At 66.9% G+C, this 16,141-nt stretch carries 13 protein-coding genes and 1 pseudogene; 7 read left to right on the forward strand and 7 right to left on the reverse strand.

Translation table 11 applies throughout. The features are described from left to right. Positions 1 to 78 precede the first annotated feature (78 nt). The 3 genes and pseudogenes from KF783_RS14795 to thyA form a co-directional block, all read right to left on the reverse strand. Positions 79 to 975 (reverse strand): thymidylate synthase, encoded by an 897-nt coding sequence (locus KF783_RS14795; protein WP_294080688.1) that lies wholly within the window; start codon positions 973 to 975, stop codon positions 79 to 81. Further along, positions 972 to 1,538 carry a recombinase family protein gene (locus KF783_RS14800; protein WP_294080690.1) on the reverse strand — a complete coding sequence of 189 codons (567 nt, stop codon included), beginning with the start codon at positions 1,536 to 1,538 and terminating at the stop codon, positions 972 to 974. Before KF783_RS14800 ends, KF783_RS14795 begins: the two co-directional genes overlap by 4 nt. Positions 1,539 to 1,767: 229 nt before the next feature. After that, positions 1,768 to 2,295: pseudogene (gene thyA / locus KF783_RS14805) on the reverse strand (thymidylate synthase); the annotation flags it as partial. A 125-nt stretch (positions 2,296 to 2,420) separates the two neighbouring features. Here thyA and KF783_RS14810 point away from each other — a divergent pair. Then, on the forward strand, positions 2,421 to 2,819 hold the full coding sequence (locus tag KF783_RS14810; RefSeq protein ID WP_294080692.1) for a JAB domain-containing protein: 399 nt from the start codon (positions 2,421 to 2,423) through the stop codon (positions 2,817 to 2,819). A gap of 62 nt (positions 2,820 to 2,881) precedes the next feature. Here the strand turns inward: KF783_RS14810 and KF783_RS14815 are convergent, their stop codons facing one another. Next, on the reverse strand, positions 2,882 to 4,141 hold the full coding sequence (locus KF783_RS14815; protein ID WP_294080693.1) for a S8 family serine peptidase: 1,260 nt from the start codon (positions 4,139 to 4,141) through the stop codon (positions 2,882 to 2,884). Positions 4,142 to 4,235: 94 nt separating this feature from the next. Here KF783_RS14815 and KF783_RS14820 point away from each other — a divergent pair, with 94 nt between their 5' ends. Then, positions 4,236 to 4,718 (forward strand): sigma-70 family RNA polymerase sigma factor, encoded by a 483-nt coding sequence (locus KF783_RS14820; RefSeq protein ID WP_294080695.1) that lies wholly within the window; start codon positions 4,236 to 4,238, stop codon positions 4,716 to 4,718. After that, positions 4,715 to 5,410 carry an anti-sigma factor gene (locus KF783_RS14825; protein WP_294080696.1) on the forward strand — a complete coding sequence of 232 codons (696 nt, stop codon included), beginning with the start codon at positions 4,715 to 4,717 and terminating at the stop codon, positions 5,408 to 5,410. The genes KF783_RS14820 and KF783_RS14825 overlap by 4 nt, the downstream gene beginning before the upstream one ends. Positions 5,411 to 5,517: 107 nt before the next feature. Here the strand turns inward: KF783_RS14825 and KF783_RS14830 are convergent, their stop codons facing one another. Together KF783_RS14830 and ligA are read right to left on the reverse strand one after the other, a co-directional pair. Next, on the reverse strand, positions 5,518 to 8,082 hold the full coding sequence (locus tag KF783_RS14830; RefSeq protein WP_294080697.1) for a TonB-dependent receptor: 2,565 nt from the start codon (positions 8,080 to 8,082) through the stop codon (positions 5,518 to 5,520). Positions 8,083 to 8,215: 133 nt separating this feature from the next. Beyond that, positions 8,216 to 10,348 carry an NAD-dependent DNA ligase LigA gene (ligA, locus tag KF783_RS14835; protein ID WP_294080699.1) on the reverse strand — a complete coding sequence of 711 codons (2,133 nt, stop codon included), beginning with the start codon at positions 10,346 to 10,348 and terminating at the stop codon, positions 8,216 to 8,218. A 209-nt stretch (positions 10,349 to 10,557) separates the two neighbouring features. Here ligA and KF783_RS14840 point away from each other — a divergent pair, with 209 nt between their 5' ends. After that, complete coding sequence (locus KF783_RS14840) at positions 10,558 to 11,019, forward strand: hypothetical protein (protein WP_294080701.1); 462 nt, start codon at positions 10,558 to 10,560, stop codon at positions 11,017 to 11,019. A gap of 5 nt (positions 11,020 to 11,024) precedes the next feature. Here KF783_RS14840 and KF783_RS14845 read toward each other — a convergent pair whose 3' ends face one another. Next, positions 11,025 to 11,609 carry a DUF3617 domain-containing protein gene (locus KF783_RS14845; RefSeq protein ID WP_294080703.1) on the reverse strand — a complete coding sequence of 195 codons (585 nt, stop codon included), beginning with the start codon at positions 11,607 to 11,609 and terminating at the stop codon, positions 11,025 to 11,027. A gap of 176 nt (positions 11,610 to 11,785) precedes the next feature. On the opposite strand from KF783_RS14845, the gene uvrB reads away from it, so the two are divergent. The 3 genes from uvrB (at position 11,786) to KF783_RS14860 (ending at position 15,713) form a co-directional block, all read left to right on the forward strand. Then, the gene (gene uvrB / locus KF783_RS14850; protein WP_294080705.1) at positions 11,786 to 13,984 is read left to right on the forward strand and encodes an excinuclease ABC subunit UvrB; all 2,199 of its coding nucleotides are present in this window, start codon (positions 11,786 to 11,788) and stop codon (positions 13,982 to 13,984) included. A gap of 75 nt (positions 13,985 to 14,059) precedes the next feature. Then, entirely contained in the window at positions 14,060 to 15,151 is a 1,092-nt protein-coding gene (locus tag KF783_RS14855) for a GAF domain-containing protein (RefSeq protein ID WP_294080707.1), read from the forward strand. 46 nt (positions 15,152 to 15,197) lie between these two features. Next, entirely contained in the window at positions 15,198 to 15,713 is a 516-nt protein-coding gene (locus KF783_RS14860; protein WP_294080709.1) for a hypothetical protein, read from the forward strand. The last annotated feature ends 428 nt before the right edge of the window (positions 15,714 to 16,141 follow it).

Genomic DNA, 16,141 nt, shown 5'->3' on the forward strand with positions numbered 1-16,141 from the left:
AGCCAAGCACGCATCTCAACGACACGTGCGTCGGACGCCGGGGATGCCCGTCGCCCTCGTGATGCGGCATCCGACATGTCACACCGCCACGTCGGCCTTGATGGCGGGATGCGGATCATATCCCTCCACCGTGAAGTCATCGATCGTGTATCCGTCGATCGACGAAGGCGCCGCCCCGAGCGACATGCGGGGAAGCGCCCGCGGGGCCCGCGATATCTGCTCGTGCGCTTGGTCGAGATGGTTCATGTAAAGATGGACGTCGCCACCCATCCAGACGAGTTCGCCGGGCTGCAGTCCGGCCTGCTGGGCGAGCATGAGCTGGAGCGCGGTCGCTCCCACATAGTTGAACGGAGCCCCAAGCAGCAGATCGCAGGATCGCTGGAAGAGCAAACAGTTGAGTTTCCCTCCAGTCGTCACGTGAAACTGGTAAACCATGTGACATGGCGGGAGCGCCATGCTGCTAATTTCCGGGACGTTCCACCCGTGGAACAGAATGCGCCGGCTCGCGGGGCTCTCACGCAGTTGCCGCACAACTTCTGCGATCTGGTCGTATTCACGGCCGTCAGGTCCTTGCCACCGTCGCCACTGCTTTCCGTATACCGGTCCAAGCTCGCCCCATTGGCCGGCAAATTCGTCGTCCTCGACGATGCGTTTCTCGAAGGCCTCCTGGCTCACGTTCTCACCGGTCTCCCGCCGGTATCGGTCCAGCGGCCAGTCGGTCCAAATGCGCACGTTGTCACGCAGCAGGGCCTGGATGTTCGTGCCACCAGTGAGGAACCAAAGCATCTCCTTGACGGCGGTTTTCCAATAGACGCGCTTCGTCGTGATGATGGGCGCTGAGCCGTCGCTTAGATCAAACCGGAGGGTCGTCCCGAACAGGGAACGGGTGCCAACGCCGGTCCTGTCAATCCGCTCGTCGCCGCGCTCAAGCACGGCCTGCATGAGATCGAGATACTGCTGCTCTTGGCTGATCACTTCGCGTTCTCCCTGTTCAGTGCTCGATAGAGCGTGTTCCTGCCGATCTGAAAATGAGCCGCGACTTCCGTCACCGTCACCCTGTTGTCGGCGAGCATGGTTCTTGCGAGCCGGATGTCCGAAGGCTTCAATGCTCTAGGCCGGCCTCCTCTGCGTCCCCGTGCCCTGGCCGCGGTGAGGCCCGCGCGGGTGCGCTCGGCGAGGAGCTCGCGTTCGAACGCCGCGATGGCCGCGAAGATCGTGAGCGTCAGCTTCCCCGTGGCTGTGCTCGTATCGATCTTCTCGCGCAGCGAGACGAATTCGATCCCACGGCGAGCGAGTTCGTCGACCGTGGCCAGCAGGTCCTTGGTCGAACGGCCAACTCGGTCGAGGCTCGCCACGACGAGTTGATCTCCGTCGCGCATCGCTTTCAGCATGGCATGGAGGCCAGGCCGGTCGAAGCGTGCGCCCGATCCTATGTCGGAATACAGCCGATCTTCGTCGACGCCCGCAGCAGTTAGGCTGTCGCGCTGATGGTCGGTGACCTGATCGGGCGTTGAGACCCGCATGTATCCAAACTTCATGCTACGACCCTTTTCTGCACACTGATATCGGGACGCGGTTTTGGTGCATGACAAGCAATCCAGCGCGCCCAATTCAACTCAGCTTTTCAGCTGTTCCTAATACGATCCTTTTCAGCACAGTGACCGGATCATAAACGGAACATCATTCATCGACAATAACGCTATTGCCGACCAGAGTCCCATTTTAGGAGGCATTCATTCAGTGATAGGTCGGCGCTATGCCGGAAAAGAAGGGCACGCCCAGAAAGATGTCGGCGCTGCGCTGGTACAGCTGGAGCGACAGCCGGCCATTCGCGACATGGCACTGGAACAGGCAATGGCAGGGCGCGAGCGCCATCGCGCCCAGCTCACCCGGATTCCACGCCGAAACGATCATCCGGCGGGAGGCGGGGGCGGTCCGCAGCTGGTCGATCAGTTCGGCGATCTGGTCGATATGGCGGCCGTCCGGCGCTTCCCAGTCGCGCCACTGCTTCCCGTAGACGGGGCCAAGGTCGCCCTGTGCGTCGGCCCATTCGTCCCAGATGCTCACGCGCCGTTCGTTGAGCCATTTGACGTTGGTGTCGCCGCGCAGGAACCACAGCAGCTCGACGATGATCGAGCGGAGATGCAGTTTCTTCGTCGTCAGCAGCGGGAAGCCCTGCGCCAGGTCGAAGCGCATCTGCGCGCCGAACACGCTGCGCGTGCCGACGCCGGTCCGGTCCATCTGCACCGCGCCATGCGCGAGCGCGCGCTCCATGAGGTCGAGATATTGCCGCATCGTTGCCGAGCCTAGCGAAGCGTCCGGGATGCGCCAAGCGCGACCCCTCCAAAACGGTGGATAATCCTTCCGCCGTGGAGATGGTTATGCTCGACCCGGGGCGGCCCGCGCGAAAGGGTGACGCCATGGCGTCGCGCACGATTTCCTTCGATTGGACGGATTCTGCCGCCGGTGCGGCGTGGCCGGTGCTTGTCCGGGTTTCCGGGGCGGCGCGCGAGCGTGCGGCCATCGCCTATCTCGATCGGCACGACCAGCTGTGCGGGGCGCGGCATTTCGGCGGCGGACACGGCCATGTCGATCTGTCGGTGCGACGGATCGCGATCGACGCGCTGGCGTTCGGCGCGGCGGCGGTGGTGCTGGCGCACAACCACCCGTCGGGCGAGGCATGGCCGAGCCGTGCCGACCGAGAGGTTACCGCGCGGCTGGCCCATGCGCTGCGCACGCTGGAGGTGCGGCTGCACGATCACTGGATCGCGGGGGCGCGTGGCGGTTGGTGGAGTTTTCGTGCGGCGGGGCTTTTGTAGGCGCGGCGGCATCCGCGCCCGTGTCGGGGCGAACGGTCGGAACCCGGCGTCGCGGTTGGCGCCTAGCGTGGGCGGGTGGCGCAATCGCCGCAGATCAGGCCGCGGCCGAATGCCGGATCCCTGCCCCTGCGGCCCAGGTCGCGCGCCTCGCCGTCGAGATCGCGGAGCGCGGCATCGATCCCGCCGCCCAGATGCGCGGACAGCCGCGCGGCGACGAACGGCGCGGCGAACGACGTGCCGCGCACCGTGCGTGGCTGGCCCCGGGCATCGCTCGCGACCAGGTCCGCGCCGGGCGCCGCATAGTCCAGCCGTGTCGCCCGGCCCGCCTCGATCAGCGCGCGACCGCGTGCATCCACACCGGTGACGGCGATCACCTGGGGGTAGGAGGCGGGGTAGGCCGGGGGCGCGGCCGGCCCGTCATTGCCGACCGCGGCGACCACCACGGTTCCCGTGCGTCGCGCCGCAGCGACGATCCGGCCGAGAAGCGGGTTGGGCGGGCCGACCAGGCTGACCACCACCACCGGCACCCTCTCGCGCGTCAGCCAGGCGAGCGCCAGCCCGATCGCCGAGGCGTTACCGCCGGCGGGGTCGCCACCATAGACGTCGGCCACGTACAGCCGCGCGCCCGGTGCGCTGGCCCGCACGCCGGCGCCTCCGCTCAGGATCGACGCGATCGCCGCCGCATGGTCATGCGCCCTGATCCCCCCGGCGGCGAAGCCCTTTTGCGCGGTCAGGCCGGGGGTTGTGGGGGCGACACCGCCGTCGATGATGCCGATCGCGCCGCCAGTGCCGGTCCCGCCGGGCGCGGGCGCCGTGATCGCCGGAACCGTCGCGGCGCCGGTCGCGCCGCTGGCGAAATGCAGCGGGTCTGTCGAGACGTCGCGATCGCCGGCGATACCGCGCATCCGCTTGAGCGCCCGTTTGAGCGAGGCGCCCGCCGGCGTGCGGAAACGGGCATAGCCGATCCCCAGTTCGTCCAGCCTCACCTGTTCGATCAGGGCGAACCCCTGACGCGCGGCCGCACCGATCAGCGCCGGGTCCGCGTCCATCACGATCAGTTCATGCGCACGGACCGCGTTGCCGTCCGGATCGAGGGCGATGCGGTCGGGATGCTGACGCACCAGATCGCGGGCGCGATCGATCGGCACGCGCGCCAGCGCCTGCGCGCCGCGAAGTGCCGATGCGACGGGCAGCGAATCGGTCGCGCGATCGATCACCGGGCCGACCGGGGGCAACGGCGGCAGGATCTGCGCACCGCCCGGTGCGGCGAGGGCGAGCAGGGCGACTCCCGTCGCCGTCCGGATCCAGCGCGGAAGCGTCATCACGCGCATTCTAGACAAGGAATTTTTCTGCGTCATGCTGGATGAAACGCGTGGGGGCATCCGTTTCATCCCCGAACCCGGAGGAACACAAGGCTTGCAGTTCGAAACGCAGCTGCTGGGCATCCTTCCGCGCCTGCGCCGTTTTGCGCATGCGCTGGCGCGGGATGGCGCGGATGCCGACGATCTGTTGCAGGCGGCGGTCGAGCGCGGCCTGATGCGGCGCGACCAGTGGGAGCCGGGAACGCGACTGGATAGCTGGATGTACCGATTGATGCGAAATCTGTGGATCGATACCGTTCGCGCGACGAACCGTCGCGGCGAAACCTTCGTCCCGCCCGAAGCCGGCGAGCAGGTCGGCACCGGCGGCGGGCAGGAGGATGCCGTCGAGCTGGGCAATGTCGGCCGCGCACTCGGCACCCTGCCCCCCGAGCAGCGTGAGGCGATCGCTCTCGTTCTGGTCGAAGGGTTCGCCTATCGCGAGGCGGCGGACATTCTGGACATTCCGATGGGAACGCTGACCTCGCGGCTTGCCCGGGGGCGCGAAGCGCTGATGGCCCGATTGGGAGAAGCGGCATGACGATCGATCCCGAAACGCTGATGGCCTATGCCGATGGCGAGCTTGACCCGATCGCGGCGAAACGGGTCGAGCGGGCGATCGCCGACGATCCCGCACTGCGCGCGCGTGTCGCCGATCATCGTGCGCTCGCCGGCATGCTGCGCGACGCGTTCGATCCGGTCGCCGACGCGCCGGTGCCGCCGCATGTGGAGGCGATGGTGCGCGATGCGGCAAAGGTATCGCGACTGGCGCCGCGTCCGGTGTCGCGGGAACGCCCGCTATGGATGGCGGCGGTCGCGGCGAGTCTGGTCGCCGGGCTGCTGGCCGCACCGCTGGTCGCGCCGGGGGCAGGGGGCGGGGATATCGCGTTCGGCGATGGGCGCGCGGTCGCGCGCGGGGCGGTCGCCCATGCACTCGACACCCAGCTCGCCTCGACCCAGGCGGCCGATGCGCCGATCCGGATCGGCGTGAGCTTTCGCGACGCCGGCGGGCAGCTGTGCCGGACGTTCGAGCAGGACGGCGGGGGCGGCATCGCCTGCGCCGATGGAAAGGACTGGGCGTTGCGGCGCTATTATGGCGACGTCGCACGGCAGGATACGGCCTATCGTCAGGCCGGATCGTCGGCGGCGATGATGGCGGACGCCCAGGCGATGATGGCCGGTGACCCGCTGGATGCGGGCGCGGAGGCAGCGGCGCTCGCCGCACGCCGCTGAGGGCGGCTGACACCGGCGCGACGCGGCCGGTTCTCGCTCCACCACAAACGAAAACCGCCGCCCCGTTTCCGGAGCGGCGGCTTCGTTTTGCCCTGAAGGCGCTTCGATCAGAAGGCGAACACGACGGTGCCGCTGATCGTGCGCGGCGCGCCGATCTGAACGAAGGGCGGGCTGCCGGTCTGCGCCAGGTTGCCGCCGAAACCGCCGACATAGAACTGGTCGAACAGGTTGTAGACGTTCAGCTGCAGATAGGTCTTGTCGCCCAGGCCCGCGAACTTCAGCGGCACGCGCGCGTCGAGGTTGACCAGCCAGTAGGCCGGGGCCTTGGCGCCGAACACCGTGGTGCCACCGCAATTGTCCAGCACGCCCGCGGTCGTGCCGACCGAACGGCCGGTGCTGCACACCGGGAGGTTGGTGTCGTAGATGTAACGACCACCGGTCCGCTTGGCGGTGATGCCGAGGTCGAACCAGTCGGTCGAACCGCGGACGACCGCGCCATAGCTGTAGGTCGGCGCGCCCGATTCGTTCTTGCCCTTGGTCGGGGCGAAGGTGCCGGTGCCGATCTGGACATTGTCCTTGATCTCGCTCTCGTTGAGCGAGCCGAAGGCGTAGAAGGTCAGGCCCTTCATCGGCGCAACCGCGAACGATGCGTCGATGCCGTACTTATCCACGCGGCCGAGGTTGCGATACACGGTCTCGTTGAGAACCGGATCGAACGCCGAGGCGAGGCGGTTGTTGTACTTGGTGAAGTAGCCCGAGATCGACGCCTGGACCATCCGCGAGGTGTAGCGCAGGCCGCCGTCGAAGCTGTCGGTCGTTTCCGGCGCCGGACGCGCATTCGCGGTCGTCAGGTACAGCGAGTTGTACAGCGGGTCCGTACCCGGAACCGACAGGCCCTGCGCGAAGCTCGCGAAGGCGCTGATGTCCGGGGTCACGTGATAGACCACGCCGACGCTGGGCAGCAGCTTGTTATAGTCATAGCTGCGCTTCGTCGGCGGTGCGTAGGTCGGGTTCGCCGCCTGATAGGCCGCGACGTTCGAATATACGCACGACACGTTGCCGTTCGCCGCGATGGTGAAGCAGCGCTGGTCCAGGTTGCGCTTGAAGAACGGCGCACGCAGACCGAGGTTGACGGTCAGGTCGCCGAACTCGCCGCGATATTCACCCGCGACCTGATCCAGGATCGCGAACGACTGGCGGTCACGCTTTTGCAGTGCGCGGCCATTGCCGTCGAGCAGCGGCGAATTGACCGGGAACACGTCGAACGGCTCGCCATTCGCGTTCAGCAGGCCGACCTGGCCGGTCTGACGGTGGTTCGCATAGTCGTGCGTGTAGGTCAGGCGGACGACCTGGCCGTCGGCGATGTCGTAGCGCAGGCCCGCGATCACGCCGTACCGGTTGGTGCGGGTCTGGCTCGGCGCGATGCCGGTCACGGTGTCGAGCGTGTCGCCGTCGCCGTTCAGGTCACGGCCGACATAATAGCCGAAGCCGCCATTGGGATTGAACGTGGCGCCCGAACCCGAACCCGCGTTCAGCACGCCGGTGAAGGTCGTGCCGGCCGCGCGGCCGTTGGCGAGCGCGACGCTGCGCTCGTTCAGAGTGACGGTGCCGCCGCCATTCGCCTTCACATACTGGTAGCTCGGATCGACCGTCAGGACGAGGCCGTCAGCCAGGGTGAAGCGCGAGTTGATGCGGATGTTGCCGGTGTTCGACGGGTTGTAGCGGCGGTCGAACTCGGTGCCGCAGCTGTTGGCGGTCTGCGCGCCCGCGCCAGACGCCTGATTGGTCGTGCAGGGATAGTTGATGTTGTAGGTGCGCTCGTCCGCATTCATCGGATAGCGGTTGCTCGAGCTGGAACCGACGACGCGGCCCGCGTCCCAACGCAGCGGCAGCGAGCCGAAGAAGTTGTTGCGGTTCTGGTTGTAGTTGCCGGCGATCGAGACGAAGTCGCCATTGCTGCCGATCGGCTGATACAGGCGGCCGTTATACTGTTCCTTGCGGACGCGGCCGTAATTGTTGAACGGGTTGTCGTTCGTCGCGGTCGAGGCCGAGATGAACGCGCGCGTACCCCAGGGGCCGATCTCGCCGGTCTCGATCTTTCCGAAGATGCGCATGAAGCTGTATTCGCCGGCCGAACCCGACAGCATCGCGCCGAAATCCTTGTCCGGGGTCTTGGTGCGATAGTTCACCGTGCCGCCGGTCGCCGAAGCGGTCGGGCTGTCGACGTCGGTCGAGCCCAGGCTGACATTGACCTGCTCGATGATTTCCGGGTCGAGCTGCTGGTTCGAATAGATGGCGTAGTTGCCCGAATCGTTCAGCGGAACGCCGTCGAAGGTCAGGCTGATGCGATCGCTCGAGAAGCCGCGCATGGTGAGCGTGCCGCCCGACGAGCCGTACGCGTCGTTGTTCTGGAAGTTGACGCCCGGGATCACGTTGATCGTGTCGAGGATCGTCTGGCCCGGATTCTGGCGCGCGATATAGGTCTGGTCGAGAACGACCTTCGGCTTGGGCTGATCGGGGATCTGGATGCCACCGACCTGCTCCGGGCCGGACTGGCCGGTGACGACGATTTCGGTGTCGTCGAATTCGACCGAACCGGTCGACTGCGCGAACGCCGCACCCGGCGCCACAAGCGCAGCCGCAGCTGCGCCAACGAGTAGATAATGTCGCATTCTATTCCCCTTGGATCGGCTTTCAAAGCCTGCGATTGCGATGTCTAGGCACCGTCACTCGCCCGCCCATGGGATCGGTTCTTTGCGATTATGTTACAGTCAAATCAAGCAAATTGTGCGTTGCAAAAAAGCATCACTTTGCCGCAGCGAAGATCGCCGCCCAACCGGCTTCGTCAATCACCCGGATTCCAAGCTCTTCCGCCTTTTTGAGCTTCGATCCGGCGCCCGGGCCGGCCACGACCAGATCGGTTTTCGCCGATACCGAACCCGAAACCCGCGCGCCCAGCGCCTCCGCCTGCGCCTTCGCTTCGTCGCGACTCATCGATTCGAGCGTGCCGGTAAAGACGACCGTCCTGCCCGACACCTCCGATTCGCGCGCCTCGACCGCGAAGGGCGGAGGTGACACCTGTGCCAGCAGGTCGGCCCATACGCTGCGATTGTGCGGTTCGTGAAAGAAGTCCGCGAGCGCATGCCCCACCGCCGCGCCGACATTCTCCACCCCGATCAACTCGGCGATCGCCTTGTCCAGCCGGTTGCGGAACCGCTGCGCTTCCTCCTCCGGGTCCGGCGTCGCCGCAGCGCGCAGCGCGATGAGCTCATCCGCCAGTGCGGCGATCGCCGGCAGCGTCGCATAGCGTTTGAGCAGGTCGCGCGCGGTGATCGCACCGATGTGCCGGATGCCGAGGCCGAACAGCAGCCGCGCCGCGTCAGGCGCGCGCTTCGCCTCGATCGCGGCGATCAGATTGTCGACCGATCGGTCCTTCCACCCCTCGCGCCCGATCAGCTCGTCGCGATGCGCGGCCAGGCGGAAAATGTCGGCCGGCTCCGCGATCCAGCCCAGCGCCAGGAATTCCTGGATCGTCTTTTCGCCCAGCCCCTCGATGTCGAGCGCGCCGCGGCTGACGAAGTGGCGCAGCCGTTCCAGCCGCTGCGCCGGACAGATCAGGCCGCCGGTACAGCGAATATCGACCTCGCCCTCTTCCGCCACGGCTTCCGATCCGCATTCGGGGCAGGTGACGGGGAAATGCCAGTCGGGGCGCGGCGCATCGCGGGTCAGATTCTCGACGATCTGGGGAATGACGTCGCCGGCGCGCTGCAACACCACCCGGTCGCCGGGGCGCACGCCCAGCCGGCCGATCTCATCGGCATTGTGCAGCGTCGCATTGGTCACGGTGACCCCGCCGACCGTCACCGGCTCCAGCCGTGCGACGGGGGTCAGCTTGCCGGTCCGCCCGACCTGGATGTCGATTTCGCGCAGCGTCGTCTCGGCGCGTTCGGCGGGAAATTTGTGCGCGATCGCCCAACGCGGCGCCCGCCCGACGCTGCCCAGCCGCGCCTGCCAGTCGAGCCGGTCGATCTTGTACACCACGCCGTCAATGTCGAACGGCAGGTCGGCGCGTTGCCGTTCGATTTCGCGATACTGGGCCAGCGCCGCATCGGTGTCCGCACAGGCGATGAACAGCGGCGACACCGGAAAGCCCCATCCGGCGATCGCGGCGATCACCGCCTGCTGCGTCTCGCCCGGCACCGCCGACGCCTCGCCCCAGCCATGGGTCAGGAACCGCAGCGGGCGTGACGCGGTCACCGCCGCGTCCTTTTGCCGCAGCGACCCGGCGGCGGCGTTGCGGGGATTGGCGAACTGGCGCGCCTCCTTGCCACTCGCATCGGCCTCTTCGGCCAGCCGCGCGTTGAGCGCCAGGAAGTCGGCCTTGGCCATATAGACCTCGCCGCGCACCTCGAAAATGTCGGGCGCGTCGTCCGGCAGGACGCGCGGGATGTCGGCGATCGTCAGCGCATTTGCGGTGACGTTCTCGCCCACCTGTCCGTCGCCGCGCGTGGCGGCGAGCACCAGCTTGCGGCCCTCATATCGCAGCGAGCAGGACAGGCCGTCGATCTTTGGCTCGGCGGTGAGCGTAACCGGCTCGTCCTCGCCCAGCGACAGGAACCGGCGGACGCGCGCGACGAAGTCGACCACGTCCGCGTCCGAAAAGCCGTTATCCAGGCTCATCATTGCCCGTGCGTGCGCCACCTTTACCAGGTTCGACGCCGGCGCCGCTCCGACCAGTTTCGATGGTGAATCGGCACGTACCAGCGCCGGAAACGCGGCCTCGATCGCGGTGTTGCGACGCATCAGCGCATCATAGTCGGCGTCGCTGATCTCCGGCGCGTCGTCGGTGTGATACAGCCGGTTGTGCCGGGCGATCTCGCGCGCCAGCCGCTCCAGTTCGGCGGCGGCATCGGCGTCGTTGGTGGGAAGCGCTGCCATCGCCGCGACGGCTACGCCGCCGGGGGATGCCGATCAAGCATCGGGTGGCACAAAATGCGCCTTCCGGCGCGCCGCGAGGCACGTCTGTGGCAGGTCCCGGCGCGCGCCGCCCATAGCCGCGCGCGTCCCGATGCGGGTATCGGCGCGGTGGCGGACGCTTGAGCAAAGCGCGTGCGCGATGATATGGCGTCGGCACCGGAGGGGTCCTGGTGAACGAATCTGCCATGCGCGGACGATCGCGCAGCTATGAGACATCGCTGGATCGTGCCGGGCTGGCGCTCGGTGCGGGGGGGCTGCTGGCCGGGCTGGCCGTGCTGCTGCTCGTCGTCGCGGCAGGGCAGCGCGATGCGCTGTCGCTGGTGGCGAGCTGGATTCTCGGTACCGTCTTTGCGATGCTGGGGATCACTGCGGTCGCCACGCCGCTGTGGCTGGTGCTCCATCTGTCGGGATTGCGGCGGATGTGGCACGCGGCGGCGCTGGGCGCGCTGCTGGCGATGATCGTGTTCGTCGCCGGGCAGACCTATGGATTCGGATTGTTCGACGCGCCCCCATCCGATCACCGGACGTGGCTCTATCGCTGGTTCAGCGCGCTCGCGACCAGCGGCCTGCTGGCGATCGTCGGCGCGGCGATCGGCGCGGCGATGTGGCGCGTGGCCTATCGCCGCGCCTGACCGTCTCAGCCGCCGGTTTTCGCAGGGGCGGGAGCGGGTGTCGCCGCCTTCGCCGCCGGGCAATCGCCGATCCGCTTGCCGGTGGTGCGCGCAGTGATCTTCATCGCCGGGCCGCCATTGGGTGCGGGCGATTCCATCGCATTGTCGATCGCGAAGCTGGTGCCGGTAAAGCTGCCCGACATCCGCATCGTCATCTTGCCGCCCATTTCCTGCGAGGCGCAGACCAGCGTGCCGTCGATCTTTCCGCCGGCCATCCTGAACGTCTCATAGGTACAGCGGCCCTGGCTGTTGGCCAGCACCTCGGCCGATGGCGACTTGGCCTGTTCGGGCGTCACGCAATGCCTGCCGACCTGCTTCTTCTTGAGCATGATCTGGCGCATCTGCTCCTCCATCGGGCCGTCCAGTCCGGGGATATCGACCGACACCGTCTCGACCGTCGTTTCCCATTCGCCCGGCTTGAATCCCGCGCCGCCGGCTTCATCGACCTTCTTTGCCACCTCTTCGGGCGAGGCGTTGGTGATCGACACCTCGCTCCCGCCACAGGCGGCGAGGGCAAGGGCGGCAGTGGTGACGATAACGGTGCGGCGCATAGTGGCTTCTCCCCCGATGGTTCCGCCGATGCTGGCGCGGGACCGGCCGTTTGACAACCGACGAATTGGGGCGACGAATTGGGGCGACGAATTCGGACAAGGTTCTTGTTACGTTCCAAATCCTGTGGCAATCTGCCACCGATTGTCTGATCAGCTTCAGGTCCCATATCACGTCGATGCCGATCCAGATCCGTACCAGCCTCGCCGAACCGGAAACCGGGGATAGCTTCGTCCCGCATCGTCCGCAGCGCCCCGAAAAGAGCGAGGGCGGGCGCGCGTTCAGGCTGGTCAGCGATTACGCCCCGTCCGGCGACCAGCCGACCGCGATTCGGGAGCTCGTCGCCGCAGCGCGGGAGGGGGAGCGCGATCAGGTGCTGCTGGGCGTTACCGGATCGGGCAAGACCTTCACGATGGCGAGCGTCATCAATCACCTTCAGCGCCCCGCGCTGATCCTCGCCCCCAACAAGATCCTCGCCGCGCAGCTCTATGGCGAGTTCAAGAGCTTCTTCCCCGAAAACGCGGTCGAATATTTCGTCAGCTATTACGACTATTATCAGCCCGAGGCGTATGTCCCCCGGTCCGACACGTATATCGAGAAGGAAAGCTCGGTGAACGAGGCGATCGACCGGATGCGCCACTCGGCGACGCGCGCGCTGCTCGAACGCGACGACGTCATCATCGTCGCATCCGTGTCGTGCCTCTACGGCATCGGATCGGTCGAGACCTATTCGGCGATGATCTTCGACCTCAAAAAGGGGCAGGTGGTCGATCAGCGCGAGATCATCCGCAAGCTCGTCGCGCTCCAGTACAAGCGCAACGACGCCGCCTTCGCCCGCGGGAATTTCCGGGTGCGGGGCGACAGCCTCGAAATCTTCCCGTCGCATTATGAGGATACCGCCTGGCGGATCAGCTTCTTCGGCGACGATATCGAGGAGATCACCGAATTCGACCCGCTGACCGGATCGAAGGTCGCGAGCCTGGATACGATCCGCGTCTATGCCAATTCGCACCACGTCACGCCCGGCCCCACGCTCAAACAGGCGATGGAGGCGATCAAGCACGAGCTCGCCGAACGGCTGAAGGAATTGCAGGCCGAAGGGCGCTTGTTGGAGGCGCAGCGGCTGGAGCAGCGCACCAATTTCGACCTGGAGATGATCGCCGCCACCGGCTCGTGCGCGGGGATCGAGAATTACAGCCGCTTCCTCACCGGCCGCCTGCCCGGCGAGCCGCCGCCCACGCTGTTCGAATATCTCCCCGAAAACGCGGTGCTGTTCGTCGATGAAAGCCACCAGACGGTGCCGCAGATCGGCGCGATGGCGCGCGGTGACCACCGGCGCAAGATCACGCTGGCCGAATATGGTTTCCGCCTGCCCAGCTGCATCGACAACCGTCCGCTGCGCTTCAACGAATGGGATGCGATGCGGCCGCAGACGGTCTGCGTGTCGGCGACGCCCGGCGGCTGGGAGATGGAGCAGACCGGCGGCGTGTTCAGCGAACAGGTGATCCGTCCCACCGGCCTGATCGACCCGCCGGTCGAGATCAAGCCGGTCGAGGAGCAGGTGCAGGACCTGATCGTCGAATGCCGCAAGACGGCGGAGATGGGCTATCGCACGCTCGTCACCACGCTGACCAAGCGGATGGCCGAGGACCTGACCGAATATATGCACGAGGCGGGGATCAAGGTCCGCTACATGCATTCCGACGTCGAGACGCTCGAGCGGATCGAGCTGATCCGCGACCTGCGCATGGGGGTGTACGACGTGCTGATCGGCATCAACCTGCTGCGCGAGGGGCTGGATATTCCCGAATGCGGCCTCGTCGCGATCCTCGACGCGGACAAGGAGGGGTTCCTGCGCTCCGAAACCTCGCTCATCCAGACGATCGGCCGCGCCGCCCGCAACGTCGAGGGGCGGGTGATCCTCTATGCCGACCGGATCACCGGCAGCATGGAGCGCGCGCTCAACGAAACGTCGCGACGGCGCGAGAAGCAGGAGGCGTATAACGCCGAACACGGCATCACCCCGGCGACGGTGAAGAAGAATATCGGCGACATCATCGCCCATGTCGCGAGCAAGGATCAGGTGACGGTCGAGATCGAGGACGGCCCCCAGCACATGGTCGGCCACAATCTGCGCGCCTATATCGAGGAGCTCGAAAAGAAGATGCGCGACGCCGCCGCGAATCTGGAGTTCGAGGAAGCGGGCCGCCTGCGCGACGAGATCCGCAGCCTTGAGGCCGAGGAGCTGGGCCTGCCGGCGGGCGAGCATCGCGCGCCGGTGATGGGCCGCAGCAACGAGGGCAAGCCCGGCACGCGCAAGACCCGGTTCGGCAAGACGCAACGCAAATGGGGGGGCGGACGCGGCGGGCGAGGTTGACCTGGCAGTGCAATGTTGCTCTCACTGCGCGCCCGGCCACATTGTCGTGTTAAGCCGTTGTGTAAGGAGCGATAATTGGCTCTAACGGATGAGCAGATCCGGTCGCAGGCGATGATGGAGCTTGCGTTGGGCGGCTGGGATGGCGGTGGCGAGTTCGATGCCATCGTCGCGCTGCTGCGCGAACTGTGCGACGCGCCGATGGTGCTCGTCAGCCTGGTCGAGAGCGAGCGCCAGCGGTTCCTGGGCCGGGCCGGCCTCGATGCGACCGAAACGCCGCGTTCGGTGTCGTTCTGCGCCCATGCGATGGACCTGCCCGATACGATGGTGGTTCCCGACGCGACCCTGGACCCCCGCTTCGCCCAGAACGCGCTGGTGACCGGCGATCCGCATATCCGCTTCTATGCCGGCGCGCCGCTCGTCACCTCGTCGGGGGTGCCGCTGGGCGCGCTATGCGTCATCGACACCGTTCCGCGCGCGGGGCTGACCCCGGTTCAGGCGCGGACGATGCGGGTGCTCGCGGCCAACGTCATGACGATCCTGGAGGCGCGGCGCGAGGTCGAATCGCGCGCGCTGATCGCGCGTGAACTGTCGCACCGGATCAAGAACCTGTTCGCCGTCGTCGGGGGACTCGTCCACGTTTCCCGTCGCAATGACGGGGAGGTGGACGGGTGGAATGCGCTGTCGGACCGGCTGGGCGCGCTGGCGCGTGCCAGCGATCTGGTGGTTCCGCCCGAACATGCCGGTGAGCGGGAAACGACGTTGCTGCGCCTGTTCGATACGTTGTTCGCGCCCTATCGCGATGTTCAGGGCAAGCGCATCCGCGTCGAGGGCGAGGATGTGGCGATCAGCGCGTCGGCGGCGACCGGCATCGCGCTCGTCTTTCACGAGGCGGCGACCAACGCGGTCAAATATGGCGCGCTGTCGGGTCCCGATGGCGAGGTGGTGGTGCGGGTCGAGCATCTGGCCGATGCGATCGAAATCGACTGGCAGGAGCGTGGCGGCCCCGATGCGCGCGGCGACGGGTCGGCGGGAGGGTTCGGCACCCGGCTGGTCGATTCGGTAATCGGGCGCCAATTCATGGGCCGGATTTCGCGAGACGCCGCGCGGGGCGGACTGGGCCTGCGCATCTGGTTGCCCAGAAGCACGATCGCGCCGGCGCTCAATTGACCGGTTACGGTTGAGCCGCGCCGGCGCTTCGCCCATAAGGCGCGCCATGCGCCGCACCCTCGCCCTCGCTCCGTTCATCCTCATCGCCGGATGCGCCACCACGCCGGCTCCGGCGCCGCGTCCTCCGGCGCCGGTGCCGGTGCCGACCTATACGCCACCGCCCGTCGCCCCGGCGCCGTCGCCCTATGCCGGGGACTGGCGCGACTGGCCGGTGACGCCCGGCACCTGGACGTATCGCGCCGATCCGCGCGGATCGCTCGCCGCGTTCGGGGTGACCGGCGCGGTGCCGGTGTTCACCATTCGCTGCGATCGCGCGTTGCGACAGGTGCAGTTGCAGCGGGTGGGCGTCGCATCCGGCGCGATGACGATCCGCACGTCCAGCACGCTGCGCGGCCTGGTCGCCCAGCCTGGCGCCGGCGCGGTGCTTGCCGCCGGCGACACGCTGCTCGACGCGATGGGGTTCAGCCGCGGCCGCTTCATCGTCGAAACCCCGCCGCTCGCGCCGCTGGTGGTGCCGGCCTGGGCCGAAGTGTCGCGGGTGGTGGAGGACTGTCGCGGCTGAACGCGCGCCAGACCTCCATGATTCGCCGATTCCGCGAACGAAAACAAGGCTTGTTCTGCTCTTCGCACTGATTCATGGTGTGTCCGTGTCCAGGCGAGGACACGCCGTTTCAACAAGCGAAAGGAGGTGATCCGATGTCTCATGGTTCAGCAGTGAGGTCGGTTCAGTTCGTTCGGGAGACGCGCCGCTGATCGTCTGCATTGGGTGGGGTTTTTCCACCCATAGGGTGCCGGGAGGTATTCTCCTCCAATCAACGGCACCGCCAGGCGGAACGCGGTCCGCATGGTCTCCCGGGCTGGAGCTCTCCGGCCGCTGACCATGTCGGAGGTCACCGGGTGCCAGAGATGGCCCCGGTGGCCTCTTTCATTTGTCGGGATCGGGTATAGGGCATCGATCGCACCCGACCGGCACGCGTATCGCCGCGATGC

This window comes from Sphingomonas sp. (genome assembly GCF_019635455.1).
Lineage (GTDB): Bacteria > Pseudomonadota > Alphaproteobacteria > Sphingomonadales > Sphingomonadaceae > Sphingomonas.

Excerpts from the sequence above, each read along its gene's own strand:
- KF783_RS14860 (WP_294080709.1), top strand. The coding sequence starts at position 15,198 with ATGCGCCGCACCCTCGCCCTCGCTCCGTTCATCCTCATCGCCGGATGC.
- uvrB (WP_294080705.1), top strand. The coding sequence starts at position 11,786 with ATGCCGATCCAGATCCGTACCAGCCTCGCCGAACCGGAAACCGGGGAT.
- KF783_RS14800 (WP_294080690.1), bottom strand. The coding sequence starts at position 1,538 with ATGAAGTTTGGATACATGCGGGTCTCAACGCCCGATCAGGTCACCGAC.
- KF783_RS14810 (WP_294080692.1), top strand. The coding sequence starts at position 2,421 with ATGGCGTCGCGCACGATTTCCTTCGATTGGACGGATTCTGCCGCCGGT.
- KF783_RS14845 (WP_294080703.1), bottom strand. The coding sequence starts at position 11,609 with ATGCGCCGCACCGTTATCGTCACCACTGCCGCCCTTGCCCTCGCCGCC.
- KF783_RS14815 (WP_294080693.1), bottom strand. The coding sequence starts at position 4,141 with ATGACGCTTCCGCGCTGGATCCGGACGGCGACGGGAGTCGCCCTGCTC.
- KF783_RS14830 (WP_294080697.1), bottom strand. The coding sequence starts at position 8,082 with ATGCGACATTATCTACTCGTTGGCGCAGCTGCGGCTGCGCTTGTGGCG.
- ligA (WP_294080699.1), bottom strand. The coding sequence starts at position 10,348 with ATGGCAGCGCTTCCCACCAACGACGCCGATGCCGCCGCCGAACTGGAG.
- KF783_RS14825 (WP_294080696.1), top strand. The coding sequence starts at position 4,715 with ATGACGATCGATCCCGAAACGCTGATGGCCTATGCCGATGGCGAGCTT.